Source organism: Klebsiella sp. CN_Kp066 (assembly GCF_040065135.1).
In the GTDB taxonomy this organism is placed as follows: Bacteria; Pseudomonadota; Gammaproteobacteria; order Enterobacterales; family Enterobacteriaceae; genus Klebsiella; species Klebsiella oxytoca.
Map to the genome: position 1 here is coordinate 103,269 of NZ_JBEAIU010000026.1, position 24,135 is coordinate 127,403.

At 59.8% G+C, this 24,135-nt stretch carries 17 protein-coding genes and 1 pseudogene; 10 read left to right on the plus strand and 8 right to left on the minus strand.

Annotation, left to right across the window (positions count from 1 at the left end; all coding sequences use genetic code 11):
* From ABLV75_RS07960 to ABLV75_RS07985, 6 genes and pseudogenes are all read left to right on the plus strand, one after another.
* On the plus strand, nt 1-3,591 hold the full coding sequence (locus ABLV75_RS07960; protein ID WP_004103817.1) for a DUF4132 domain-containing protein: 3,591 nt from the start codon (nt 1-3) through the stop codon (nt 3,589-3,591).
* Nucleotides 3,592-3,821: 230 nt separating this feature from the next.
* Nucleotides 3,822-4,910 (plus strand): MoxR family ATPase, encoded by a 1,089-nt coding sequence (locus ABLV75_RS07965; protein ID WP_348854920.1) that lies wholly within the window; start codon nt 3,822-3,824, stop codon nt 4,908-4,910.
* A 10-nt stretch (nt 4,911-4,920) separates the two neighbouring features.
* Nucleotides 4,921-7,206 (plus strand): DUF5682 family protein, encoded by a 2,286-nt coding sequence (locus ABLV75_RS07970; protein ID WP_004103819.1) that lies wholly within the window; start codon nt 4,921-4,923, stop codon nt 7,204-7,206.
* Nucleotides 7,206-8,342, plus strand: coding sequence for a VWA domain-containing protein (locus ABLV75_RS07975; protein WP_004103821.1), 1,137 nt, complete (start codon nt 7,206-7,208; stop codon nt 8,340-8,342). The genes ABLV75_RS07970 and ABLV75_RS07975 overlap by 1 nt, the downstream gene beginning before the upstream one ends.
* Nucleotides 8,339-10,258, plus strand: a pseudogene (locus tag ABLV75_RS07980) (SWIM zinc finger family protein); the annotation flags it as partial. The gene ABLV75_RS07975 and the pseudogene ABLV75_RS07980, both read left to right, overlap by 4 nt.
* A 99-nt stretch (nt 10,259-10,357) precedes the next feature.
* Nucleotides 10,358-10,819 carry a YehR family lipoprotein gene (locus ABLV75_RS07985; protein ID WP_004103825.1) on the plus strand — a complete coding sequence of 154 codons (462 nt, stop codon included), beginning with the start codon at nt 10,358-10,360 and terminating at the stop codon, nt 10,817-10,819.
* Nucleotides 10,820-10,943: 124 nt separating this feature from the next.
* Here the strand turns inward: ABLV75_RS07985 and ABLV75_RS07990 are convergent, their stop codons facing one another.
* From ABLV75_RS07990 to ABLV75_RS08000, 3 genes are read right to left on the minus strand one after another with little or no spacing between them, the layout of a single operon-like run.
* On the minus strand, nt 10,944-11,411 hold the full coding sequence (locus ABLV75_RS07990; RefSeq protein WP_004103827.1) for a DUF1456 family protein: 468 nt from the start codon (nt 11,409-11,411) through the stop codon (nt 10,944-10,946).
* A gap of 53 nt (nt 11,412-11,464) precedes the next feature.
* Nucleotides 11,465-12,184, minus strand: a complete 720-nt coding sequence (gene btsR, locus ABLV75_RS07995) for a two-component system response regulator BtsR (protein ID WP_004103829.1) — start codon at nt 12,182-12,184, stop codon at nt 11,465-11,467.
* Entirely contained in the window at nt 12,178-13,866 is a 1,689-nt protein-coding gene (locus tag ABLV75_RS08000; RefSeq protein WP_004103831.1) for a sensor histidine kinase, read from the minus strand. Before ABLV75_RS08000 ends, btsR begins: the two co-directional genes overlap by 7 nt.
* A gap of 210 nt (nt 13,867-14,076) precedes the next feature.
* On the opposite strand from ABLV75_RS08000, the gene ABLV75_RS08005 reads away from it, so the two are divergent.
* Both ABLV75_RS08005 and ABLV75_RS08010 read left to right on the plus strand, forming a co-directional pair.
* Nucleotides 14,077-14,835: a MerR family transcriptional regulator gene (locus ABLV75_RS08005; protein ID WP_004103833.1), complete on the plus strand. Its 759-nt coding sequence runs from the start codon at nt 14,077-14,079 to the stop codon at nt 14,833-14,835.
* A gap of 282 nt (nt 14,836-15,117) precedes the next feature.
* Complete coding sequence (locus ABLV75_RS08010; protein ID WP_004103838.1) at nt 15,118-15,231, plus strand: protein YohO; 114 nt, start codon at nt 15,118-15,120, stop codon at nt 15,229-15,231.
* Here the strand turns inward: ABLV75_RS08010 and ABLV75_RS08015 are convergent.
* From ABLV75_RS08015 to bglX, 5 genes are all read right to left on the minus strand, one after another.
* Nucleotides 15,206-15,943, minus strand: coding sequence for an ABC transporter permease (locus ABLV75_RS08015; RefSeq protein WP_004103840.1), 738 nt, complete (start codon nt 15,941-15,943; stop codon nt 15,206-15,208). The genes ABLV75_RS08010 and ABLV75_RS08015 overlap by 26 nt on opposite strands.
* Nucleotides 15,927-16,874, minus strand: a complete 948-nt coding sequence (locus tag ABLV75_RS08020) for an ABC transporter ATP-binding protein (protein WP_004103841.1) — start codon at nt 16,872-16,874, stop codon at nt 15,927-15,929. Before ABLV75_RS08020 ends, ABLV75_RS08015 begins: the two co-directional genes overlap by 17 nt.
* Nucleotides 16,867-18,024, minus strand: a complete 1,158-nt coding sequence (locus ABLV75_RS08025) for an ABC transporter permease (protein ID WP_004103843.1) — start codon at nt 18,022-18,024, stop codon at nt 16,867-16,869. The genes ABLV75_RS08020 and ABLV75_RS08025 overlap by 8 nt, the downstream gene beginning before the upstream one ends.
* Before the next feature lie 7 nt (nt 18,025-18,031).
* Nucleotides 18,032-18,949, minus strand: a complete 918-nt coding sequence (locus ABLV75_RS08030; RefSeq protein WP_004103845.1) for an ABC transporter substrate-binding protein — start codon at nt 18,947-18,949, stop codon at nt 18,032-18,034.
* 166 nt (nt 18,950-19,115) lie between these two features.
* Entirely contained in the window at nt 19,116-21,413 is a 2,298-nt protein-coding gene (gene bglX, locus ABLV75_RS08035) for a beta-glucosidase BglX (RefSeq protein WP_004103846.1), read from the minus strand.
* 194 nt (nt 21,414-21,607) lie between these two features.
* Here bglX and dld point away from each other — a divergent pair, with 194 nt between their 5' ends.
* Nucleotides 21,608-23,350 carry a D-lactate dehydrogenase gene (gene dld, locus ABLV75_RS08040; protein ID WP_004103847.1) on the plus strand — a complete coding sequence of 581 codons (1,743 nt, stop codon included), beginning with the start codon at nt 21,608-21,610 and terminating at the stop codon, nt 23,348-23,350.
* 93 nt (nt 23,351-23,443) lie between these two features.
* Complete coding sequence (locus ABLV75_RS08045) at nt 23,444-23,998, plus strand: GNAT family N-acetyltransferase (RefSeq protein ID WP_004103848.1); 555 nt, start codon at nt 23,444-23,446, stop codon at nt 23,996-23,998.
* The last annotated feature ends 137 nt before the right edge of the window (nt 23,999-24,135 follow it).

Here is a 24,135-nt window from a genome sequence, read left to right on the forward strand (position 1 = left end):
ATGCACAACGCACTAACCCCACCCTGGCTGGCGGATGACGCGCAGCTGGAGCTGACCTTTAAAAAAGGTAAGACGCCGTTAAGCCATCGCCGCTGGCCGGGCGAGCCGGTGCCGCTGGTCAAAGTGGAACGACTTCAACGGCTGGCGAACGATATTGCCTCCCGCAGTCAGCCCCTCGCCTGGGAGGCTGAACAATGTACTGCTGAGTGGCAACAGGCGATTGCGCAGGCGATGCGCTGCGTGGGCGAGGCCAGAGCGGCAATGCCCGCCCGCGCGCTGGCGGTGCTGACTCGTCTGGCTGAAGAGGATAGCCCGGCGCTTTTGGATGAAATCGTCCAGCTGCACGGCGTCGAGTACGCGACCGAGGTGGTGATTGCCCGGCAGAATATCGCGGCGGGCCATAGTAAATACCCGCCGCGCAAATGGGTGTTCAGTCATCCGCAGAAAGAGAACGTTTACGGCCTCCACTCTGAAACCTATAGCGAGTTCGATCTACGTCTGCGCAAACATCTGTCGCTGGCGGAAGAGGTCGTCTGGCAACGCTGCGCCGAAAAGCTTATTGCCGGCCTGGTCGAAACGCCGTTTTATCGCCAGCCGTTTATCGCCCTGCTGCTGCCGGAAAGGCCGGATATCGCCAATCAAATAGCCGGACGTTGCATTGACAACTCCTGGCGGTCGTCAAAAGAGTGGCTTAAAGCCGTCGCCACCGACCCCGCCGTGCTGGCGAAGCTTGAGGAAACCTGGTCGAGTGATATTTTTACCGATCGCCAGGACAGCGATGGCTATTTTGCAAACCGCTACGGCTATGTCGCTTGCGCCGCGCTTTTGCGTGAACAGGGGCTGGCGGCAGTCGCCAGGCTGGCGATTTACGCGCATAAAGACGACTGCGGTAGCCTGCTGGCGCAAATCAACCATCCGCAGGTTATTCGCCTGCTGCTGCTGGTGGCGGATAAAAACAAGCCCAGCCAGCTGCGCGTGGCAAAATATGCCAGACAATTTCCCGCCTCGACGCTGGCGGCGCTGGCAGAGCTGCTGGCGCTACCGGAGCCGCCCGCGCGTCCGGGCTATCCGCATATTGAAGCGAAAAAGCTCCCGCAGCAGCAGAAAAAACGCGCAGAGGGCTGGCGAATGCTGCTCCGGACGCTGCTGAATACGCATCCGCCGCTGGCCGAACAGGTTAGTCCCTGGCTAAGCGCGCAGGCGCGGGAACTTCTGGCGACGTTCCAACAATCGCTGCCTGCAGGCGTCACGGTGGCCGTCGATAACCCCGGCCTGCCGGAAATTCTGCTCTCGCCGCCGTGGCGCAGTAAAAAGAAAAAAGCCGCCGCGCCGCGTTTTGCGCTATCGCCGCTGAAGCTTGCGCCGCAGGAGTACTGGCAGCCTGGAGAGCGGGAGGCGCTGGCCGCCGGCAAACCGGCCTGCTTTTTCAACGATCTTCCGCTGCGGGAACGCATTCGCCGCAAAGGAGGGATCGTATTACGGGAGCTGGGTTTTGAGGACATGTATTACCTGTTCCATCAATACACGCTGAACGGACAACAAATTCATTTTGAGCCGCAGTATCATCGCTACAGTGAGAAGCCGGTGTGGAACGAAGCTGCCATGCAGGCATTGCATCATGGTGATTGCAATATCTTACTGCAAGCCTGGCAAAGCCATTTGACGGCGGGCTACAAGCCGAATGACTGCTGGAACCTCTATTTGCTGGCCCAGCTGCCTCGCGAACGGGTCATCACCCTCTGGCAGCGCATTAATGAAGAAAATTTCAAATTTGTCGGCGCTGAATACCTGTTGAGCATCCTCGGGACTGACGCCCTGTCCGGCCTGCTGCTGGCGCTCCGGCATCGGCCAAAAGAGATCTTTCCGCTGCTGATGCATCTCGGCGCAACGGAGCTGGCGCTGCCGGTGGCCCGCGTCTGGCGGCGTTTTCAGGCGCAGAGCCATCTCGCCCGCCAGTGGCTACTGCAATGGCCGGAACACGCCGCCGCCGCGTTAATTCCGCTGGCGTTCGATAAAGCAGGCGATAGCCGCGAAGCGGCCATTAACGCCCTGCGTCTGCTGTATCAGGAAGGCCATCACGCGCTACTGCAAACGGTGGCGCAACGCTGGCACGAACCGAGGCTATGGCCAGCGCTGGAGCAGCTGCTGACGCAAGATCCGCTGGATAATTATCCGGCCCGCACGCCGAAAGCGCCGGATTTCTGGCAGCCCGCGCTCTGGCGCAGGCCGCGGCTTCTCAGCAACGACCAGCCGCTGACCGACGATGCGCTGGAAATTCTCGGCGATATGCTGCGCTTCGCCCAGGGCGGCCACTTTTACTGCGGGCTGGATTTAGTCAAAGCCGCCTGTCAGCCTCAATCGCTGGCCGCTTTCGCCTGGGATCTCTTCAAAGCCTGGCAGAATGCCGGTGCGCCCGGCAAAGAGAACTGGGCTTTTCAGACGCTGGGGATCTTTGGCGATGAGAGTACGGTGCGTGATTTAACCCAGCTTATTCTCGCCTGGCCGCAGGAAGGGAAATCTGCCCGCGCCGCCAGCGGCCTGCATCTTCTGACCCGCATCGGCAGCGATATGTCGCTGCTGCAGCTGGACCATATTTCGCAACGGGCAAAATCCCGCCCGCTGCGCGAGAGCGCGGAACGTTGTCTGCAAGAGATTGCCGAAGCGCGCGATTTGAGCGAAGAGCAGCTGCAGGATCGGCTTACGCCGACGCTGGGGCTGGATAACCCCGGTGCGCTGACCTTTGATTTCGGTACCCGCAGCTTTAGCGTGCGCTTTGATGAAAATCTGCAGCCGGTAATTTATGACCAGCAGGGAGCGCGGCAAAAGAGCCTCCCGCGCCTGCGCGCCGAAGATGACCAGACAAAAGCCGCGGAAGCGCTGCTCCGGCTGAAAGGATTGAAAAAAGATGCCGCTCGCGTGGCGAAACGCCTGCTACCGCATCTGGAAAACGCCCTGCGGCTGGCGCGGCGCTGGACGCGCGCGGAGTTTCAGTCGCTGTTCGTCGACCACCCGCTGACCCACAATGTGACCCGCCGCCTGGTATGGGGAGTATACGCCGCTAATGAGCCTCGTCGCCTGCTCGCCGCTTTTCGCATCGCGGCCGAGGGGGAGTTCTGTGACGGCCAGGATGAGCCCATCACGCTGCCGGAAGATGCACTATTCGGCATCGTTCATCCGCTGGAAATGGACGACCTGACGCGGGCGGCGTTTGAACAACTCTTTGCCGATTACCAGCTATTGCCGCCGTTCCGTCAGCTGACCCGCCATACTCTCCTGCTGCTGCCGGAAGAAACTTCAGTCAGCAAGCTAACGCGCTGGCAGGGCAAATCAACCACCTGCGGACAGCTGTTGGGGATCCGCCGCCGGGGCTGGTGGCAAGGTAGCGAAAGCTATTTCTGTTACGATGTTGCTCAGCATCGGCTGATACTGGAAATCACGCCGGGATTTGTTCACTACAGCATAGACGCTAAAGCTCCTCAGCAGTTTGGCGCGATAACGCTCTATTACGGCGAACAACCCGTTGCGTTTTCCCGGCTCGATCCTCAGGATCTCAGCGAAGCGCTAAGCACAATAGAGATTATTTCCCGCTAGTGCGACAAACGAGGTGAGTCAATTAGCAACAATATTCGACTCACCGCATGAGTCGAATATTGGCTTTTTAGCCCCACGAACCTAATGTGCCTTTTTAACTACAAGATACGCAGGAAGATGTTGCGTTAAACATAATCCGATATATCAAGCTCAGAAATAAAGCACCTCACGCAATCTGCTGCGCATAAATAAGGTCTAACGATTACCGCTGTCTCTTTAAGGAAGAAACGATGATACAACAGGAAAAACATCTTCAGCGCCCCCCAGCCGCCGTGCTCTACGCCGATGAACTCGCGCGGCTGCAACAGAATGACCCTTTCCCCTGCCCGCCCGGCTGGCAGTTAAGCCTGCCTGCGGCGCGCGCGTTTATCCTCGGCGATAGCGCTCGCGACATCAGCCGTAAAGTGGTTATCAGCCCCGCCGCCGTCGAGCGGATGCTGGTCACGCTGGCGACCGGACGCGGCCTGATGCTGGTCGGTGAGCCGGGCACGGCAAAATCGCTGCTCTCAGAGCTGCTGGCCACCGCCGTCTGTGGCGATGCCGGGCTCACCATTCAGGGCGGCGCGTCGATTACCGAAGATCAAATCAAGTACGCCTGGAACTATGCGCTGTTGATCAACCAGGGACCCTCGACCCAGGCGCTGGTGCCCGCCCCGCTGTATCAAGGCATGCGCGACGGGAAAATCGTCCGCTTCGAAGAGATAACCCGCACGCCGCTGGAGGTTCAGGACTGCCTGCTGGGGATGCTTTCCGACCGGGTAATGGCGATCCCGGAGCTGAGCGGTGAGGATAGCCTGCTCTATGCCCGCGCCGGGTTTAATATCATTGCGACCGCCAATACCCGCGATCGCGGGGTCAACGAAATGAGCGCGGCGCTTAAACGTCGCTTCGACTTCGAAACCGTCTTTCCAATCATGGATTTTCAGCAGGAGCTGGAGCTGGTGGCTAACGCGTCGGCACGCCTGCTGGCGCATAGCGGCATTCCGCATAAAGTGCCCGATGCCGTACTGGAACTGCTGGTCCAGACCTTCCGCGATCTGCGCGCCGAGGGCGGAAAGAAAACCTCAATGGATACTCTCAACGCAATTATGTCCACCGCCGAAGCGGTTAACGTCGCCCATGCCGTCGGCGTGCGTGCCTGGTTTCTGGCCGCTCGCGCCGGAGAGCCCGCCGACCTGGTAGACTGCATCGCCGGTACAATTGTCAAAGATAACGAGGACGACCGCGCCCGCCTGCGCCGCTATTTTGAGCAGCGCGTCGGTACGCATAAACAAGCCCACTGGCAGGCCTATTATCAGGCCCGCCACCGCCTGCCGTGAGGGAACACGCATGCCAGAGCAGCCGTTAATTATCGGCGTTCGACACCACAGCCCGGCCTGCGCCAGGCTGGTAAAAGAACGCATCGAACAAACGCGTCCGCGCTACGTTCTGATTGAAGGTCCGGTGGACTTTAATCAGCGCCTGGATGAGCTGTTTTTACCCCATCAATTGCCCATCGCCATCTACAGCTACTGCCAGTCTCAGGAGGGCGGCGCGGCGGGACGCGGTGCCTGGACGCCGTTTGCCGAATTCTCCCCCGAGTGGCAGGCGCTGCTGAGCGCCCGGGCGACGGGCGCGCATATTCGCTTTATCGATTTACCGGTCTGGGCGCAAAGAGAGGATGACAGCGATGCCTCTGACGCTCGCCGCGTCGATGACCAGCAGCGTCTGTTTGTCGCCAGCGGAATGGAGAATACCGACGCGCTGTGGGACCATCTGTTCGAAGATGAAACCCAGCGCGCCGGTCTGGAGCAGGCGCTGAAAACGTACTTTATCCAGCTGCGCGGCGATAGCAGCGGCGGGGAAAACAGCCGGCAGCGGGAAGCCTGGATGGCCCGCTGGGTGGCATGGGCCATGCAGCAAAATGACGGCCCGGTCGTGGTGGTCTGCGGCGGCTGGCACGCCCCGGCGCTGGCAGCCCTGTGGCGGAATTGCCGGGCGCCAGCGCAGGAACCTGAATCCCCGCCGCCACCGACGCCCGACGCCGTCACCGGCTGCTACCTCACCCCCTATAGCGAAAAACGGCTGGACGTTCTGGCGGGCTATCTTTCCGGGATGCCGGCGCCGGTCTGGCAAAATTGGTGCTGGCAGTTGGGCCTGCGTCAGGCCGGGGAACGGCTGCTGAAAACTATCCTCGCCCGCCTGCGCCAGCATCGCCTTCCCGCCTCAACGGCCGATTTCGCTGCCGCCCACCTGCGCGCAATGGCGCTGGCGCAGATACGCGGCCATACCCAGCCGCTGCGCTGCGACTGGCTTGACGCGCTGGCGGGCTCGTTAATCAAAGAAGCGCTCAATGCCCCGCTACCGTGGAGCTATCGCGGCGTGATTCATCCGCAAACCGATCCGATTCTGCTGACCATCGTGGATGCGCTGGCGGGAGCCGGTTTCGGCAAGCTCGCTCAGGGAACGCCGCTGCCGCCGCTGCCGCAGGACGTCGATCGCGAGCTGGCGCGCGTCGGGATCGCCGTACCGGCAAACCTGAACATCAATCGCTATACGCCCGAGGGATTAGCAAAAAGTCAGGTCTTACACCGGTTGGCCATCCTCGACATTCCCGGTTTCCAGCAGCAAACGGGCAGCGCGGTGACGCTTTCCGGCGATGGCGAAGAGCGCTGGCGACTGTTTCCAACCCTGGAGCAGCACGCGGTCCTGATCGAGGCCTCCCGCTACGGCGCTTCCCTGGCGGAGGCCGCGCGCCAGCGGCTGGAAGCGGCTATTCTGGCCTCCGGGGGGATCAAAAGCCTGGCCGCCAGCCTGAATCAGGCCGCGCTGGCGGGGCTCTCCACCTTCAGCCAGCAGATGCTGGAACAGCTGGCGCAGCTGATTGCCGAAGAGAGCCAGTTTGCCGAAATGGGGCCAGCGCTGGAGGTGCTTTACGCCCTCTGGCAGCAAGATGAGAGCAGCGGTATGCAAAACGCCGCGGTGCTGGAAATCACGCTTTGCGCGGCGCTTGACCGGACGCTGTGGCTTTGCGAATCCAGCGGCGTTGCCGAAGAGCAGCAGTTTCACGCCCATCTGCATAGCTGGCGCACCCTGTGCCACATCCTGCGCGATCTCCACAGCGGCAGCGTTTTACCGGGAGTTTCGCTCAGCGCCGCCCTGGCGCTGCTTGAACGGCGAATTCACGCCGCAGATGCCGCACCGCTCGACCGCGGCGCGGCGCTCGGCGCGCTGATTCGTCTTGAGCATCCCACGGCAACCGCTGAAGCAGCGCTGACCCTGCTGACGCAGCTCTCTCCGCAGCGTCTGGGAGAAGCGGTCCACGGTATGCTGGCGCTGGCGCGCCATCAGCTCGCCTGTCAGCCCGCTTTTATCGCGGGATTCAGCGCGCTGCTCGCCCGGCTGGCGGACGATGAGTTTATTCTCGCGCTGCCGGATCTGCGGGCGGCGATGGCGTGGCTGCCGCCTCGGGAACGCGGCGAGCTGGCCCGCCAGGTGCTCGATCACTATCACATGTCCATGCTACCGACCTCTGCGCTACAGGCGCCGGTTGCCTGCTCGCCGGAGCAGTTACTCTATCATCAGCAGCTGGAACAGCAGGCGCTGGCCGCGCTACGCCATTGGGGAGTACGCTAATGAACAGGTTATCCGATATTCTGACAACCCAGGAGCTCCAGCGCTGGCGGCTGATTCTGGGCGAGGCCGCCGAAAACAGCCTCGGCGGCCTCGATGAACATGCCCGTCAGGTAGACCATGCGCTGGAGTGGCTCTACGGCCGCGATCCGGAGCGACTACGGCGAGGCGAGCGCCAGGGTGGACTGGAGGATTCCAGCCTGACGACGCCGGAATGGATCAACGCTATCCACTCGCTTTTTCCGCAGCCGGTTATCGAGCGGCTGGAGAGCGATGCGGTACTGCGCTACGGCATCGATGAGGTGGTGACCAATCTGGAAGTGCTTGAACGTATCGAGCCTTCAGAAAGCCTGCTGCGAGCGGTACTGCATACTAAACATCTGATGAATCCAGACGTGCTGAACGCCGCCCGCAAGCTGGTGCGCCAGGTGGTAGAGCAAATTATGGTCCGGCTGGCGACAGAGGTGCGCCAGGCTTTTTCCGGCGCGCGCGATCGGCGCCGCCCCTCGCGTATCCCGCTGGCGCGCAACTTCGACTTCAAAAATACCCTGCGCGCCAACCTCAAGCACTGGGACCCGCAGCGCGGCAAGCTGTACATTGAATCGCCTAAGTTTATCAGCCGTATTAAACGCCACAGCGAAAAATGGCAGCTGATTTTGCTGGTCGATCAGAGCGGTTCGATGGTGGATTCCGTTATCCATTCGGCGGTTATGGCGGCCTGCTTATGGCAGCTGCCCGGCATTCGTACGCACCTCGTGGCGTTTGATACCAGCGTGGTGGATCTCACGGACGACGTTGCCGACCCGGTAGAGCTGCTGATGAAAGTTCAGCTCGGCGGCGGGACCAATATCGCCCAGGCCGTTGAATATGCGCGACAGCTGATTGAACAACCGCAAAAAAGCGTCATTGTGCTGGTGAGCGACTTTTTCGAAGGCGGGGCGAACTCGCTACTGATTAATCAGGTCAAGCTGAGCGTGCAAAGCGGCGCTAAAGTTCTCGGGCTGGCGGCGTTAGACAGTTCGGCATCCCCCTGTTATGACCACGATATGGCCCAGGCGCTGGTTAACGTCGGGGCGCAAATCGCCGCCATGACGCCCGGCGAGCTGGCCTCCTGGCTGGCGGAGAATTTACAATCATGATGCCTTTACGCCCCGAATTACTGGAACTCACCCCGCAGGCGCTCATGGCGCTAAGCAACGCCGGATTCGTAAAACGCAGCCAGAAAGAGCTGGATAACGGCAATATTCCCGAACTTGCGCAGGATGAAGACGGCACCCTGACCGCCGTATTTCACGACGGCACCCGTACCCGGCTGGCAAAAGGCCAGGCGCTCAAAGAATCCAGCTGTACCTGCGGCGCCAGCGGCATGTGTCGTCATCGCGTGATGCTGATCCTCAGCTACCAGCGCGCCAATACCGGTGATGAGCGTCCCGAAGCGGAACCGGAGAGCGGCGGACGCTGGCATCCGGGTCTGTGGCAAGCGGAGCTGGCCGCTCTCCCCGAGTCCGTTCTGAAGCGGGCGCAGCAGCTGGCGGATAAAGGCGTCGCGGTGGAGCTATTCTGCCGACCTAACGAAACGCCTTCGGCAAAGCTGCCGATGAGCGATGTGCGTTTTTATTCCCGCAGCAGCATCCGTTTTGCCCGCTGCGACTGCGTCGACGGCTCGCTGTGCGAACACGTGGCGCTGGCGGTTCAGGCTTTTACCGATGCCGAAGCCCAGCAGCCTGGCTTTACGCACCTGGTCTGGCAAACGCGCAGCCGCAAAGCCGCCGCCCGCGGAGGGCCTTTTGATACCCCTGACGGCGAGGCCTGTCGACAAAGCCTCCGCCAGCTCAGCCAACTGCTGTGGCAAAGCGGCGTCAGCCAGCCGCCTATTGGCTTCGAGGCTGCGTTCACCCGGGCGCAGCGCGCGGCGCAGACGGTAAACTGGCGCTGGGTCGTCGGCGCACTTGCTCAGCTTCGCGAAGGCGTCGAGGCCCTTCAGCAGCGCGCCAGCCATTACCATCCTGAACAGCTTCTCAGCCAGCTGGTAGAACTTAACGCCCGCCTTGAGAGCGCCGACAGAATGGCGCAGCTTGCCGATGCTGACCAGACGCCGCCCCTGCCGTGGCGCACCGTGGTGGGCCAGGGTATCGCCGGCGAAGCGCAGCTCGATCATTTGCGACTTATCTCCCTGGGAATGCGCAGCTGGCAGGATAATCACCGCTACGGTTTACGCATCTGGTTTAGCGACCCGGATACCGGCAGCATTATGCATCTGTCGCGCAGCTGGCCGCTGGCGGAACGGGCGCAAAGCCCGCTGTGGCAGCGCCGCCTGTTTAGCTTCCAGGCCGGCGCGCTGGCGGGCGGGCAGATAATTACTCAATCAGCGAGCCGCAACGCCAGCGGCGAACTGCTGCTGAGCGCGCGCCACCGCCTGAGCAGCAACGTTCCGCTCAGTGAAGAGGCCTGGCTTTTGCTCAGCGCGCCGCTGCGCCAGCCGGGGGTTGCGGCGCTGCGTGAGTATCTGCGCCAGCGCCCTCCGGCGTGGGTGCGTCCGCTTAATCAGGTGGATAATCTGTTTATTTTGCCGGTGGATGCCTGTCTTGCCGTCGGATGGGACGCCGCCCGGCAAACGCTGGATGCGCAGGTTCTCAGCGGCGAAGGGCAAGACAACGTTTTGCAGCTGTCCCTTCCCGCCGCCGCCAGCGCGCCCTATGCCGTTGAGCGAATGGCGGCGCTGCTCAGCCAGGCGGACGATCCGGTAGTGATGGTGTCCGGGATGGTCACCTTTAGCCGCGGGCAGCTTAGCCTGGAACCGCTGGTAATGATGACCCGCACCCGCGGCTGGGCGCTGAACGCGGAACCGCTTCCCGTTGGGCCGCTGCCTGCCGGCGATATCCTGCCGCCGCGGTCGCTGGCCCTGACGCTGTTGCAGCGCACCCGGGCGCAGCTGATCCAGATTATGCGCAACGGCCTGCGCTATCAGCAAAAGGGCCTTTTTCGCGAAGCGATGACGCTGAGCGACGATTTAACCAACGGCGGATTTAATCATCTCGCGCGCCTGCTCCGCCAGTTGGCCGAGCGCGAAACGGCGACTTCCGAGGATACGCTCAGCGCTATCGCCCAACTCTGTATACAATTAGAGATGATGATTGATTAACAAGGAATGATAATGAAATTTAACCGCAGGATTACCGCCGCTCTGGGCGCAACGTTAATGATGGCCGCGCTCGTCGGCTGCGATAACAACAAAGATGAGGTCAAGACGTTTCACAACACGATGAACGGCGTAGACCTGACCTACACCTATCACTACAAAGACGATGTTGTTACCCGCCAGGACGCGGAGAATACTATTCCCTATACATCACTCGGGGTGAGTAACGAAGAGCAGGCGCGCAAGATCATCGATCCTATCGGCGTGGCCTACAGCAAAATCAAAGGCGTCACCCACAGCGTCGACTATAAAGAGAGCGCCGCGCAGGAACACCTCTCCATCGACTTTAATCAGGCTAAAATCAGCGAGCTGTGTCAATTACCCGGGGCCAGCTTTACCGACTGTTCGCAAAAGTTTATTTCGCTGAGCGAGTCGGAAAAAATGTTGAAATCACAGGGTTTTAAAGAAGTGAAATAACCCAGACTGGCGCGGAGAACTCCCGGCTTACGCTACGCTTAGCCGGGCTACCCCGGTCAGGCTACAGGGCCGTACATTCGGGGAGCCCGGCTCTGGCGTTAACGCCGCAAGCCGGGGAGGCATATCAGGATTTCGCGTGTTCGCGCTCGGTCAGCCCGCGCAGGAAGTAGCGCAGAAACTGGTCGCCGCATTCGCGGAAGTTTTTATGCTCCGGGGCGCGCATCATGGCGGTGATTTCCGGCATCGAGACGCGGAATTTCTGCTGAGTGAGGATAGCGAGAATGTCATCCGTCTTCAGGGAAAAGGCAATACGCAGTTTTTTCAGCACGATATTATTATTCACCCGGCGTTCGACCGCCAGCGGCGGCGCCGACGCATCTTTACCGCGTTTGTCGTAAATCAGGCCGTTGAGAAAATTCGACAGCACGACATCCGGGCAGCGCACAAACCCCTCTTCGTCTTCTTTTTTCAGCCAGGGTACCAGCTGTTCGGCGCTGACCGGCGCATCCGCCAGCGCAAAAATACGTACCAGGCCGCTGTTATTGGTTTTCAGGGTGTAGCGCAGGCTACGGAGAATATCGTTACTGATCATATTGCCTTCATGATGAAAAATTCTGCCGCACAGTTTATCACGATTCCGCCGTTTTACAGACCAATCGCCTCTTTCAGGCTTTTCAGATAACGGCGGCTCACCGGCACCGTTTGCCCGGCACGCATCAGCAGCTCCGCCTGGCCGTTTTCCTCAAAGCGGATCTCCTTGAGATGGGACATGTTAACCAGGTACTGGCGATGGCAGCGCAGCAGCGGCGTTCGGCTCTCGAGGGTGCGTAAGGTGAGCTCGGTAAAACCCTCCTTTCCTTCGCGGTCGGTCACGTAAATCCCGCTCATCCGGCTGCTGACGAAGGCCACGTCTTCCATCTGCAGTAGCCAGATGCGGCTGTGGCCGGTGCAGGGAATATACTTTAGCGCCTGCTGGGTATCGTCGAGGGCGGTCATATCCTGCAGGCTGCGCTCCTGGCGCAGTCGAGCCAGCGTTTTTTCCAGCCTGGCGGACTCTATTGGCTTCAGCAAATAATCAAACGCGTGCTCTTCAAAGGCTTTCACCGCGTACTCGTCAAATGCGGTGAGAAAGACGATATAGGGCCGATGCTCCGGGTCAAGCATGCCAACCATCTCAAGACCGCTGATACGCGGCATCTGGATATCCAGAAACAGCACGTCCGGGTGCAGCTTGTGTACTGCGCCAATCGCCTCTACGGCATTTCCGCATTCGCCCACAATCTCGATATCCGGCTGGGTCTCCAGCAAAATACGCAGGTTTTCACGCGCCAGCGGCTCGTCGTCGACAATTAATACTTTTAACATGCGTTTTCCTCCAGAGGCAGTCTCAGCGTGACGCGGGTAAAACATTCCGGCTCGCAGGTGACGGTGATCCCGCAATCGGCGCCGAAGCGCGCCCGCAGACGGCGATCAACCAGATTCATGCCCAGTCCGCTGGCGCTGGGTTTGTCCTGATATAACCCGGCGTTATCTTCAATATCCAGCTGCAGCCAGCGCTGGTACTGGCTGGCGCGAATGGTGATTTCCCCCACCCCAAGGTGCTGCGAAGTCCCGTGCTTAATGGCGTTTTCGACTATCGGCTGTAGGGTAAAAGCCGGCAGTTGATGCTGGGCCAGCGCTTCCGGCACCAGCATGTGGATCTGTAGGTTGGCCTGAAAGCGCGCTTTCTCAATCTGCAAATAGGCGTTTACATGTTCGATCTCATCCGCCAGGGTCACGATCTCCGCTGGCCGTTTCAGGTTTTTGCGGAAAAAGGTCGACAGATACTGCACCAGTTGCCCCGCCTGGTCGCTATCGCGGCGAATCACCGCTTTCAGGGTATTCAGCGCGTTGAACAGGAAGTGCGGATTCACCTGGGCGTGCAGCAGCTTGATTTCCGACTGCGTTAGCAACGCCTTTTGCCGCTCATACTGTCCGGCCAGGATCTGCGCGGATAACAGCTGGGCAATCCCCTCCCCCAGCGTGCGGTTGATGGAGCTGAACAGGCGGTTTTTCGCTTCATAAAGTTTTATCGTGCCAATCACCCGCTGATTCTCGCCGCGCAGCGGAATAACCAGCGTGGAGCCCAGCTTACAGTTAGGATGAATCGAGCAGCGGTAGGGCACCTCGTTACCGTCGGCATAGACCACCTCGCCGGTATCGATCGCCTTTTGGGTATAGAGCGAAGAAATAGGCTTACCGGGCAGATGGTGATCGTCGCCGATCCCGGTAAACGCCAGCAGCTTGTCGCGATCGGTGATCGCGACCGCGCCGATATCCAGCTCCTGGATCAGTACCTGCGCGACCTTCATGCTGTTCTCTTCGTTAAACCCCTGGCGCAGGATCCCCTCCGTCGACGCCGCCACCTTCAGCGCGGTGGCCGAGAAAGCCGAGGTATATTTTTCAAACATCGCCCGCTTATCCAGCAGGATACGCATAAACAGCGCCGCCCCGACGGTATTAGTCACCATCATGGGGGCAGCGATGCTTTGTACCAGATGCAGGGCATCTTCGAACGGGCGAGCGATCAGCAAAATGATCAACATCTGCACCATTTCAGCAAAAAAGGTAATCGCACCGGCCGTGAGCGGGCTGAAGACTTTATCCGGTCGCCCGCGTTTAACCAGAATGCTGTGCACCAGCCCGCCGAGCAGTCCTTCAACGATGGTGGAAACCATACAGCTCAGCGCGGTCATGCCGCCCAGCGAGTAGCGATGAAGGCCGCCGGTCAGTCCCACCAGGCCGCCGACCACCGGTCCGCCCAGCAGGCCGCCCATCACCGCGCCGATGGCTCGCGTATTGGCGATCGAATCTTCGATATGCAGGCCAAAGTAGGTGCCGAGGATGCAGAAAATAGAGAAGGTCACGTAGCACAAGAGCTTATGCGGCAAACGGACGGTGACCTGCATTAACGGGATGAACAGACGCGTTTTGCTCATCAGCCACGCAATGACCAAAAACACGCACATCTGCTGAAGCAGCAGCAACACCAGATCAAACTCGTACATACCCGCAGACCACACTTCATTTGAAAGCGCGTAACATACACTGCTTGCTTATAACTTTCTTTGAAGCAATACATGAAAATGATAATTCATGTTCAGGATCACACTTCTTAGCGCCTCGACGATCCGTTTTTGTACAAAAAACAGACAAAGCTCCCCGCTTCGGCAAACAGCTTCTACAGTTAATAGAGGAGAACACAGCGGGAGGAGAAAATGGCGCTTTATACAATTGGCGAAGTTGCCCAGCTTTGCGATATCAATCCCGTGACGTTACGCGCCTGGCAGCGGCGCTACGGATTACTGAAACCTCAGCGTACCGACGGCGGCCACCGCCTGTTTAATGAATATGAGATAGACCGTATTCGCGAAATCAAACGCTGGATTGACTCCGGCGTGCAGGTCGGGAAAGTGAAAACGCTGCTGATGGATAATGAGCAGGAGAGGGTCGACGGCTGGTGCGATCGGCAGGAGATGCTGCTCGGCTATCTGCAAAACGGAAGTTATCATCGCCTGCGGATGTGGCTGAAGGAGCGCAACCACACCGACTCTGCGCAAACCCTGGTGAAGCACCTGATCAACCCCTTACGCCAGCGCCTACTCAGCCCGCAGCCAACGTTGCTGGCAATGCGGGGCATCCTGGACGGCATTCTGATTAATCATATCGCCCGATGCCTGTCCTCGACGGCAAAATATCCCGGCGACCATGCGCTGATTATGGGCTGGAATGTGAACGATATCACCCGGCTATGGCTGGAGGGCTGGATAGCCAGCGAACAGGGCTGGCGGGTGGATATTCTCGCCCATTCGCTGAACCAGATCCGACCGGAGCTTTTCCCCGACAGTACGCTAATGGTCTGGTGCGGAGAGGCGCCCTGTAGCGCCCAGGTGAATCAAATGCGTCAATGGGAGCAGCAGGGCCAGATTATCTGGCTGAATCACACCACCGCAACGTCTCCCGGAGGCGGCGCCTGAGGCGCCTGTCCGGGCTACAGGTTACCGGCAATCTGTGGCCCGGTAGCCCGGCTAAGCGCAGCGCAAGCCGGGAAGAAGCCGCAGCAATACTACATCACGGCACATTCCCCGGGTTGCGGCGTAAACGCCTTACCCGGGCTACGGGTTATCGGCAATCTGTGGCCCGGTAGCCCGGCTAAGCGCAGCGCAAGCCGGGGGGCTGTCGTAGCTAAACCACAATTAATGTTTCATTAACACCCGCGCTTCACCGTATAATCCTTGCGTTAACATCAGGAGCCTATTATGAAGCCAGCGAAAATTGCGGTTATTACTCTGTTCTTATTTATGGCCATCAGCGGCATCGGCGGCGTGATGCTGGCCGGCTATTCATTTATTGTTCGCGGCGGTGTCGGCTGATTAGCCGGGTCAGCCGTTCAAAGCCGCGATCGACGATAATTGCTGCCAGCGCCACCAGCAGCGCCCCCTGAATGACATAAGCGGTATTAAATCCGCTCAGGCCGATAACAATCGGCGTGCCGAGCGTATTCGCGCCGACGGTTGACGCAATGGTCGCCGTCCCCATATTCACGATGGTCGAGGTACGAATGCCAGCGAGCATCACCGGCGCCGCCAGCGGCAGCTCCACCTTTATCAATCTCTGCCAGCCGGTCATTCCCATCCCCTGAGCGATAGATAATACGCCGGACGGTACCGCCCCCAATCCCGCCAGCGTACCCTGTAAAACCGGCAATATGCCGTACAGCGCCAGCGCGATCAGCGCGGGCTGCCAGCCGAATCCCATCACCGGAACCGCAATCGCCAGCACCGCAACCGGTGGAAACGTCTGTCCCATCGCGGCGATCGTCTCTACCAGGGGGCGAAACTCATGGCCGGAAGGCCGGGTGACCGCAATCCCTGCCCCGACGCCCACCACCGTAGCCGCGAGGCTGGAGAGTGCCACCAGCCAACAGTGCGCCAGGGTCAGCGAAATAAAACTCTCCTGCTGATAAACCGGGCGCGGCAGCTCGGGAAACAGCGCGCTGAATAGCGGCGCGCTGTAGGGCAACGCCAGCAGCAGCGCGACAAACATTGCGCTCAGCCACAGCAGCGGATCACGCAGCACCTTCACGCCGGGCCTCCTCGCGCAGCAGGTCGGCAAAATGCAACGTCCCGCAGGACTCTCCCCGCTCATCCACCACCGGCAGTACCTCGCAGCGATGAGCAATAAATTGCGATAGCGCCTCGCGCAGGGTCATCGCCACGTTTAACGCATCTCCCGCCAGGCGCTCATCGCGGCGCAGATAATCACTCACGCCGCGCAGCGACAGCAGGCGCACGCCCAGTTCGCTGCGGCCAAAGAAGGTCTGCACAAAGGCATTTTTTGGCTCCAGCAGCATCTGCAGCGGCTCGCCCTGCTGCACTACTTCGCCGCCGTCCATCAACACCAGATGATCCGCCAGCCGCAGCGCCTCATCGATATCGTGGGTCACCAGCACAATCGTGCGTCCCAGCAGGCGATGAATGCGGATCATCTCCTGTTGCAGAGCTTCCCGCGTCACCGGATCGAGTGCGCCAAAGGGTTCGTCCATGAGCAACACCTGCGGATTCGCCGCCAGCGCGCGCGCCACGCCGACGCGCTGCTGCTGGCCGCCGGAAAGCTGATGGGGATAACGTTCGCGCAGCACCGGCTCGAGCCCCAGCAAGGCCATCAATTCATCAACCCGCGCCTGCGTTTTTTGCCGCGACCACTTTTGCAGCTGCGGAACGGTGGCAATGTTTTGCGCCACCGTCCAGTGGGGAAACAGGCCGATGGACTGGATGGCGTAGCCCATTCTGCGGCGCAGTTCGAGCACCGGCTGCTGGCGGATATCCTGCCCGGCGAAACGGATCGTCCCGCTATCATGCTCCACCAGGCGATTGATCATCTTCAGCGTGGTCGATTTCCCCGAACCTGAGGTGCCAATCAGCACCGAAAATGCCCCCTCGCGCAGATGCAGATTGAGGTTTTTCACCGCAGGCTGTCCGGCAAAGGCTTTATTGACGCCGTCGAACTCAATCACGGACCTCTCCTTTGAGTAATGCGCCCCACAGCGCGAATAGCGCATCCACCACCACCGCCAGCGCGATGGTCGGGATCACCCCAAGCAGCACCAGATCCAGCGCGCTGCTGAGTAGGCCCTGGAAAACCAGCGCGCCAAAGCCGCCTGCGCCAATCAGCGCTGCGACGACCGCCATACCGACGGTTTGTACGCTAACCACCCGCAGGCTGCGCAACAATACGGGCAATGCCAGCGGCAGCTGTACCTGACGAAACCGCTGTCCGCCGCTCATCCCCATCGCCACCGCGCTCTCCAGCGCTTCACGCGGAACCTGCTGCAGGCCGACCGTCACCCCGCGTACCAGCGGCAACAGCGCATACAGCACCAGCGCAATCAGCGCAGGCGTAATGCCGGTTCCGGAAACGCCGAGCTGGGCAAGCGAAGGAAACTGGCGCGCCAGCCCCGCCAGCGGCGCAATAAGCAGGCCGAACAGCGCCACGGAGGGAACGGTCTGAATCACATTGAGAACCGCAAAAACCGGCGATTGCCAGCGTGGGAAGCGCCAGAGCCAAACGCCAATGGGCAGCCCAATCAGCAGCCCCGGCAGCAGGGTACCGAGCAGCAGAGTCACATGCTGCGACAGCGCATCGTCAAACACTTCCCGGCGATTGAAATACTCTTTCAGCAGAGAGAGTTCATCGAGGCTCCCCAGTCCCAGCAGCAGCGCGGGCAGCAGCCAGATTTGCGCATTGAGCAACCAGCGCCACAGGGCACGGGAAGTCAGACGGCGAACGGCATCGCTGGCGATAAGCAGACAGAGCGCCAGCGCCAGCCACAGGCCGCTGCCCGGCGAGGTACGGGCCAGCGACGAACCGTTCTGCGCCAGCTGCACCGCCGCCCCGCCGGCCCCCCAAAGCAGCGCAGGCAGCAGCAGATCCGCCAGCAGGAAGATGACCAGCAGCGGGAAGCGCCCCGGCCGCCAGCACAGCAGCGCGATGAACAGCGCCGCCCCCGCCTGCACGCCCGCCAGCCATGGCCAGACCTGCCATAGCCAACGACCCTCGCCGGATAACAGCCGGTTAGGCGCATAATTGATAAACGGCAGCGCCATCGCCAGCAGCAGTAATAATGCCAGCAGCAGCGCAACGCGGTTACAGCAACGAATCGTCACGCGAACTCTACTTCAGCAGCCCTTTTTGTTGCAGATAGTCGGCGGCGACTTTCTTCGCATCCAGGCCCTCTACCGCAATACTGGCGTTCAGCTTTTGCAGGGTCTTTTCATCCAGGCTGGCAAAGACCGGCTGTAGCCAGTCGGCTATCTGCGGGTATTCTTTCAGCACCGCTTCACGCACGACCGGGGCCGGGGCGTAAATTGGCTGCACGCCCTTCGGGTCGCTCAGGGTTTGCAGGCCCAGCGCGGCGACCGGGCCATCGGTGCCGTAGGCCATCGCCGCATTTACGCCGGAGGTCTGCTGCGCCGCCGCTTTAATGGTGACCGCCGTATCGCCGCCCGCCAGCGACAACAGCTGGTTCTGTTTGAGCGTAAAGTCGTAGGCTTTTTCAAATGCCGGCAGCGCGTCTGGCCGTTCAATAAATTCCGCCGAAGCGGCCAGCTTAAAGTCACCGCCCTTTTGCAGATAGCCGGCAAGGTCGCTTAACGAGGCGAGGTTATTTTTTTCCGCCAGATCCTGACGAACGGCGATGGTCCAGGTATTGTTGGCCGGAGCCGGGGTAAGCCACACGAGCTTATTCTTTTCCGCGTCCAGCTTTTTGACTCTCTCGTAGCCCTGCTGCGCGTTTTTCCACGCCGGGTCGTTCTCCGCTTTAAAGAAGAAGGCGCCGTTACCGGTATATTCCGGATAGATATCCAGTTCACCGGCGGTTATCGCTCCGCGCACCACCGGCGTGGTGCCGAGCTGGATTTTATTGACGGTTTTCACTCCGTGGCTTTCCAGCACCTGCAAAATAATATTGCCGAGCAGCGCCCCTTCGGTATCGATTTTTGAGCCGACTTTAACCGGCTCCGCCGCCTGCAGCGGCAGACTTATCAGGGCCGCCAGCGCCAGCGTGCCGGACCACATACTTGCCTTTATCATTCTCGCGTCCCTCTTTAATTTGCGCTCCATTAACAGGAGCTTAAGCCAAAAGCGTAGTTCATTTGGGGCGGAGCGGAAAAAGAAAAGGCCGATAAATCGGCCTTTGGGATAAGGAATGCGTGTTCCCGTGCGGCGGCCACAGCCTTACCCGGGCGACAAAGCGCAATTACAGCAGTTCGAACTCGCCCTGCTTCACGCGGGCGGAATCGACGCCGATAAAGACGTTGAATTTGCCCGGCTCGGCGTCGTACTTCATCTGCTGGTTCCAGAACTTCAGCGCCTCAATGTCAATCGGGAAGCTGACGGTTTGCGTCTCACCCGGCTTGAGGGTCACCTTCTTAAAGCCGCGCAGCATTTTCACCGGCCGGCTCAGGGAAGCGGTGACGTCCTGCAGATAAAGCTGAATCACCGTCGCCCCTTCACGCTTGCCGGTATTGGTCACCTGCACGCTGGCGGTTACGCTACCGTCACGCTGCAGGGTCGGCGCCGACATTTTCACATCGGAAACGCTAAAGGTGGTATAGCTCAGGCCGTAGCCAAAGGGATAGAGCGGGCCGTTGGCCTCGTCAAAGTAGCGCGAGGTGTACTTGTTCGGCTTATCTGCATTGTACGGGCGACCGGTATTGAGATGGCTGTAGTAGGTTGGGATCTGCCCGACCGAACGCGGGAAGGACATCGGCAGTTTGCCCGACGGGTTGTAGTCGCCGAACAGCACGTCGGCAATGGCGTTGCCGCCTTCGGTACCGGCGAACCAGGTTTCGAGTATCGCATCGGCCTGCTGATCCTCTTTCACCAGCGCCAGCGGACGGCCGTTCATCAGCACCAGCACCAGCGGTTTACCAGTCGCTTTCAGCGCGCTAATGAGGGCGCGCTGGCTCTGCGGCAGGGTGATGTCGGTGCGGCTGGAGGCTTCATGCGCCATACCCTGCGCTTCACCCACCACGGCAACCACCACGTCGGACTGCTTCGCCGCCGCCACCGCTTCATCAATCATCTCCTGCGGCGAGCGTGGATCAACCTGCACCGCTTTCTCGTACAGATTAAGGAAGTCGACGATACCTTTATCATCAGTGACGTTGGCGCCTTTGGCATAGATGATTTTGCCCTGATCGCCCAGCGCCTTTTGCATTCCGGCCAGCACGGTGACCGACTGATCGGCCACGCCCGCCGCTGACCAGCTGCCCATCATGTCGCGCTTGCTGTCGGCCAGCGCGCCGATTACCGCGATAGTGCCCGATTTTTTCAGCGGCAGCGTGTCGAGACGGTTTTTCAGCAACACCAGGCTTTCGCGCGCCACTTCACGCGCTTCTTTACGATGCAGACGGCTTTCGGCGTTGGTATCCTGCGGATCGGAATCTTTCGGCCCCAGGTGGCTATAGGGATCGTTAAACAGCCCCATATCGTATTTGACGTTCAGCACGTGGCGGGTTGCGTCATCGAGCTCCGCCATCGTCACCTTGCCGGACTTCACCAGCCCGGGCAGATACTTACTGTAGTATTCATCGCTCATGCTCATGTTGATGCCGGACTTCAGCGCCACGCGCACCGCGTCTTCCGGGTCCGCGGCCACGCCGTGTTTGATCAACTCCTTTATGGCCCCATGGTCGGACACGGTGATGCCTTTGAAGCCCCACTGGTCGCGCAGCACGTCCTTCAGCAGCCAGGAATCCGAGGTTGCCGGAGTACCGTTAAGCGAGTTGAGCGCGACCATTACCGCGCCGCTGCCTGCGTCCAGCCCCGCTTTATACGGCGGCATATAGTCGTTAAACAGGCGCTGCGGGCTCATATCGACGGTGTTGTACTCTTTGCCGCCTTCGACCGCGCCGTAGGCGGCAAAGTGCTTAACGCTGGTCATCACCGAGTAGCGGTCCGCCGGGCTTTTGCCCTGCATGGATTTCACCATCTCTTCCCCCATGATGGTGGTGAGATAAGTGTCTTCGCCAAAGCCTTCCGAGGCGCGGCCCCAGCGCGGGTCGCGGGAGACGTCGACCATCGGCGCCCAGGTCATGTTCAGGCCATCGTCGGCCGCTTCATAAGCTGAAATCCGCCCGACGGTATTCACCGCATCGAGGTTGAAAGAGGAAGCCAGGCCAAGAGATATCGGAAATACCGTGCGCTGGCCGTGCAGCACGTCAAAAGCGAAAAACAGCGGAATTTTCAGGCGGCTGAGCGCCATCACCTGATCCTGCATAGCGCGGATATCATTGCGGGTCACGGTGTTAAAAATCGCCCCTACCTGCCCCTCTTTTATCATTTCGCGGATGGCTTCTTTCGGGTTATCCGGACCGACGCTAATCAAGCGCAGCTGACCGATTTTTTCGTCCACCGTCATTTTCGTCAGCAGTTCGGCCACAAACGCATCCCGCGCCTGCGGCGTTAAGGGATGATTGCCGAACAATTCATCCGCCAGCGCGGGTTGCAGCGCCAGGCTCACAGCGACGCCTACAGTACAAAGCCATTTCATTTTTATCCCTCATTGTTCCAGTCGGCCAGATCGGCGAAAAGATAGCAAAAATCGAAGTCTGCCATAAACATAAACGAGACGCCTGAAGAAAGCGCGCATTGTTCTCTGATTTTTCGAAACATTGATGCATCAAATTGTCATACAAAGGGCTATTCTTATTTTTGATAATTTTGTACCGCCACAAGGAGTGGAACATGTCATCTGCAACAACTCATAACAACGCTTTTCTGGCTGAACTCGCTCGCCTGGTTGGCACCTCCCATCTGTTGACCGACCCGGCCAAAACCCAGCGCTATCGCAAAGGCTTCCGCTCCGGCCAGGGGGAAGCGCTGGCGGTGGTCTTTCCCGGCACGCTGCTGGAGCTGTGGCGCGTGCTGAACGCCTGCGTCAACGCCGATAAAATCATTCTGATGCAGGCGGCAAATACCGGCCTGACCGAAGGCTCAACGCCGAACGGCAATGATTACGATCGCGACATCGTCATTATCAGCACCCTGCGCCTGGATAAACTGCACCTGCTGGATAAAGGCGAACAGGTACTGGCTTATCCCGGCACAACGCTCTATTCGCTGGAAAAAGCGCTGAAGCCGCTGGGTCGCGAACCGCACTCCGTCATTGGCTCATCCTGCATCGGGGCATCGGTGGTCGGCGGGATCTGCAACAACTCCGGCGGCTCGCTGGTACAGCGTGGCCCGGCGTATACCGAAATGTCGCTGTACGCGCAAATTGATGAAAACGGCAAGCTGACGCTGGTGAACCACCTCGGCATCGACCTCGGCACCACGCCGGAGCAGATCCTCAGCCGCCTCGACGACGAGCGGGTTAAAGATGAAGATGTCCGCCACGATGGCCGCCACGCTCACGATCATGATTACGTCACCCGCGTGCGCGACGTGAATGCCGATACCCCGGCGCGCTACAACGCCGACCCGGACCGCCTGTTTGAATCCTCGGGTTGCGCCGGCAAGCTGGCGGTGTTCGCCGTGCGCCTCGATACTTTCCCGGCGGAAAAACGCCAGCAGGTGTTCTACATCGGCACCAACCGGCCGGAAGTGCTGACCGAAATTCGCCGCCATATTCTCGCCGAATTCAGCCATCTGCCGGTTGCGGGCGAGTACATGCACCGCGATATTTACGACATCGCCGAGCAGTACGGGAAAGATACCTTCCTGATGATCGACAAGCTCGGCACCGATAAAATGCCGTTCTTCTTTACCATGAAGGGCCGCACCGACGCGATGCTGGAGAAAGTCTCTCTGTTTAAGCCGCACTTCACCGACCGCTTTATGCAGAAGCTGGGTCACGTCTTCCCGGCGCACCTGCCGGAGCGAATGAAAACCTGGCGCGATAAATATGAACACCATCTGCTGCTGAAAATGGCGGGCGATGGCATCGAAGAAGCCCAGGCATGGCTTGGAGAGTATTTCCAGAATGCCGAAGGGGATTTCTTCGTCTGCACCGCGGAAGAAGGCAGCAAAGCCTTCCTGCACCGCTTTGCCGCTGCGGGTGCGGCGATCCGCTATCAGGCGGTTCACGCCGATGAGGTGGAAGATATTCTGGCGCTGGATATCGCCCTGCGCCGTAACGATACCGAATGGTTTGAGCATCTTCCCGCTGATATTGACAGCCAACTGGTGCATAAGCTCTATTACGGTCACTTTATGTGTCACGTTTTCCATCAGGATTACATCGTGAAAAAAGGCGTCGATGCCCACGAACTGAAGGAGAAAATGCTGGTGCTGCTGAAGGAGCGCGGCGCTCAGTATCCCGCCGAGCATAACGTCGGCCATCTCTATGAGGCGCCGGAAAGCTTAAAACGTTTCTATCGTGAGAACGATCCAACCAACAGTATGAACCCGGGGATCGGCAAAACCAGCAAGCAAAAATACTGGGGAGAAACGCCGGATAACGCGGCAAGCACTACCGACCCGCAATAATCCCCACGAGGGGCTGTTCAGCCGCGGGGCTTCTGTATTACGCTGCACGCCGGAGAAATCTCCTCTCCGGCAAACCCGCTTAAGGAACCCAACATGTCCGCAGTGGATAAATTACACGACGCTGACTTAGAGATCCGCGAGGCGCTGCCCGATGACGCCCACGCCATCGCCGCGCTGTACGTCTGGCACGTGCTCAATGGACGCGCCTCTTTTGAAGAGATCCCGCCGACCGTCGACGAGATGCGCAAGCGTATTAAAACCGTGCGCGATAGCGGGCTGCCGTGGCTGGTTGCCCTGTGGCGCGGAACCATCGTCGGCTACTGCTACGCCACGTTTTATCGCCCTCGCCCGGCCTACCGCTACACTCTCGAAGAGTCCATTTACGTGGAGGCGGGAATGGGCGGACGCGGCATCGGCAGCGCGCTGCTCTCCCGGTTAATAGAGAAATGCGAACAGGGACCGTGGCGACAGATGTTGGCCATTATCGGCGACGGCCACAGTAACGCCGCGTCGATTGCAATTCATAAAAAGTTCGGTTTTAGCGTGGCGGGCCAGCTGCGCAGCGTTGGTTATAAGATGGGCGACTGGCGCGACACCTTGATTATGCAGCGCCCGCTCGGCGATGGCGACTGGACGCTGCCGGAGTAACCCCTCGGGGTCGCGGGTAAGCGGTAGCACGGACAGGCGCGCCAGCGCCGCCTCCGGGAAAATCCCCCGGCTCGCACTGCGCTTAGCCAGGCTACGGTTCAGCGCGGTTCTGTAGCCCGGATAAGGCGTTTACGCCG

Bases quoted from the DNA above. Each gene is read 5' to 3' on its own strand.
- ABLV75_RS07960 (WP_004103817.1), top strand. From the start codon at position 1: ATGCACAACGCACTAACCCCACCCTGGCTGGCGGATGACGCGCAGCTG.
- ABLV75_RS07965 (WP_348854920.1), top strand. From the start codon at position 3,822: ATGATACAACAGGAAAAACATCTTCAGCGCCCCCCAGCCGCCGTGCTC.
- ABLV75_RS07970 (WP_004103819.1), top strand. From the start codon at position 4,921: ATGCCAGAGCAGCCGTTAATTATCGGCGTTCGACACCACAGCCCGGCC.
- ABLV75_RS07975 (WP_004103821.1), top strand. From the start codon at position 7,206: ATGAACAGGTTATCCGATATTCTGACAACCCAGGAGCTCCAGCGCTGG.
- ABLV75_RS07985 (WP_004103825.1), top strand. From the start codon at position 10,358: ATGAAATTTAACCGCAGGATTACCGCCGCTCTGGGCGCAACGTTAATG.
- ABLV75_RS07990 (WP_004103827.1), bottom strand. From the start codon at position 11,411: ATGATCAGTAACGATATTCTCCGTAGCCTGCGCTACACCCTGAAAACC.
- btsR (WP_004103829.1), bottom strand. From the start codon at position 12,184: ATGTTAAAAGTATTAATTGTCGACGACGAGCCGCTGGCGCGTGAAAAC.
- ABLV75_RS08000 (WP_004103831.1), bottom strand. From the start codon at position 13,866: ATGTACGAGTTTGATCTGGTGTTGCTGCTGCTTCAGCAGATGTGCGTG.
- ABLV75_RS08005 (WP_004103833.1), top strand. From the start codon at position 14,077: ATGGCGCTTTATACAATTGGCGAAGTTGCCCAGCTTTGCGATATCAAT.
- ABLV75_RS08010 (WP_004103838.1), top strand. From the start codon at position 15,118: ATGAAGCCAGCGAAAATTGCGGTTATTACTCTGTTCTTATTTATGGCC.
- ABLV75_RS08030 (WP_004103845.1), bottom strand. From the start codon at position 18,949: ATGATAAAGGCAAGTATGTGGTCCGGCACGCTGGCGCTGGCGGCCCTG.
- bglX (WP_004103846.1), bottom strand. From the start codon at position 21,413: ATGAAATGGCTTTGTACTGTAGGCGTCGCTGTGAGCCTGGCGCTGCAA.
- dld (WP_004103847.1), top strand. From the start codon at position 21,608: ATGTCATCTGCAACAACTCATAACAACGCTTTTCTGGCTGAACTCGCT.
- ABLV75_RS08045 (WP_004103848.1), top strand. From the start codon at position 23,444: ATGTCCGCAGTGGATAAATTACACGACGCTGACTTAGAGATCCGCGAG.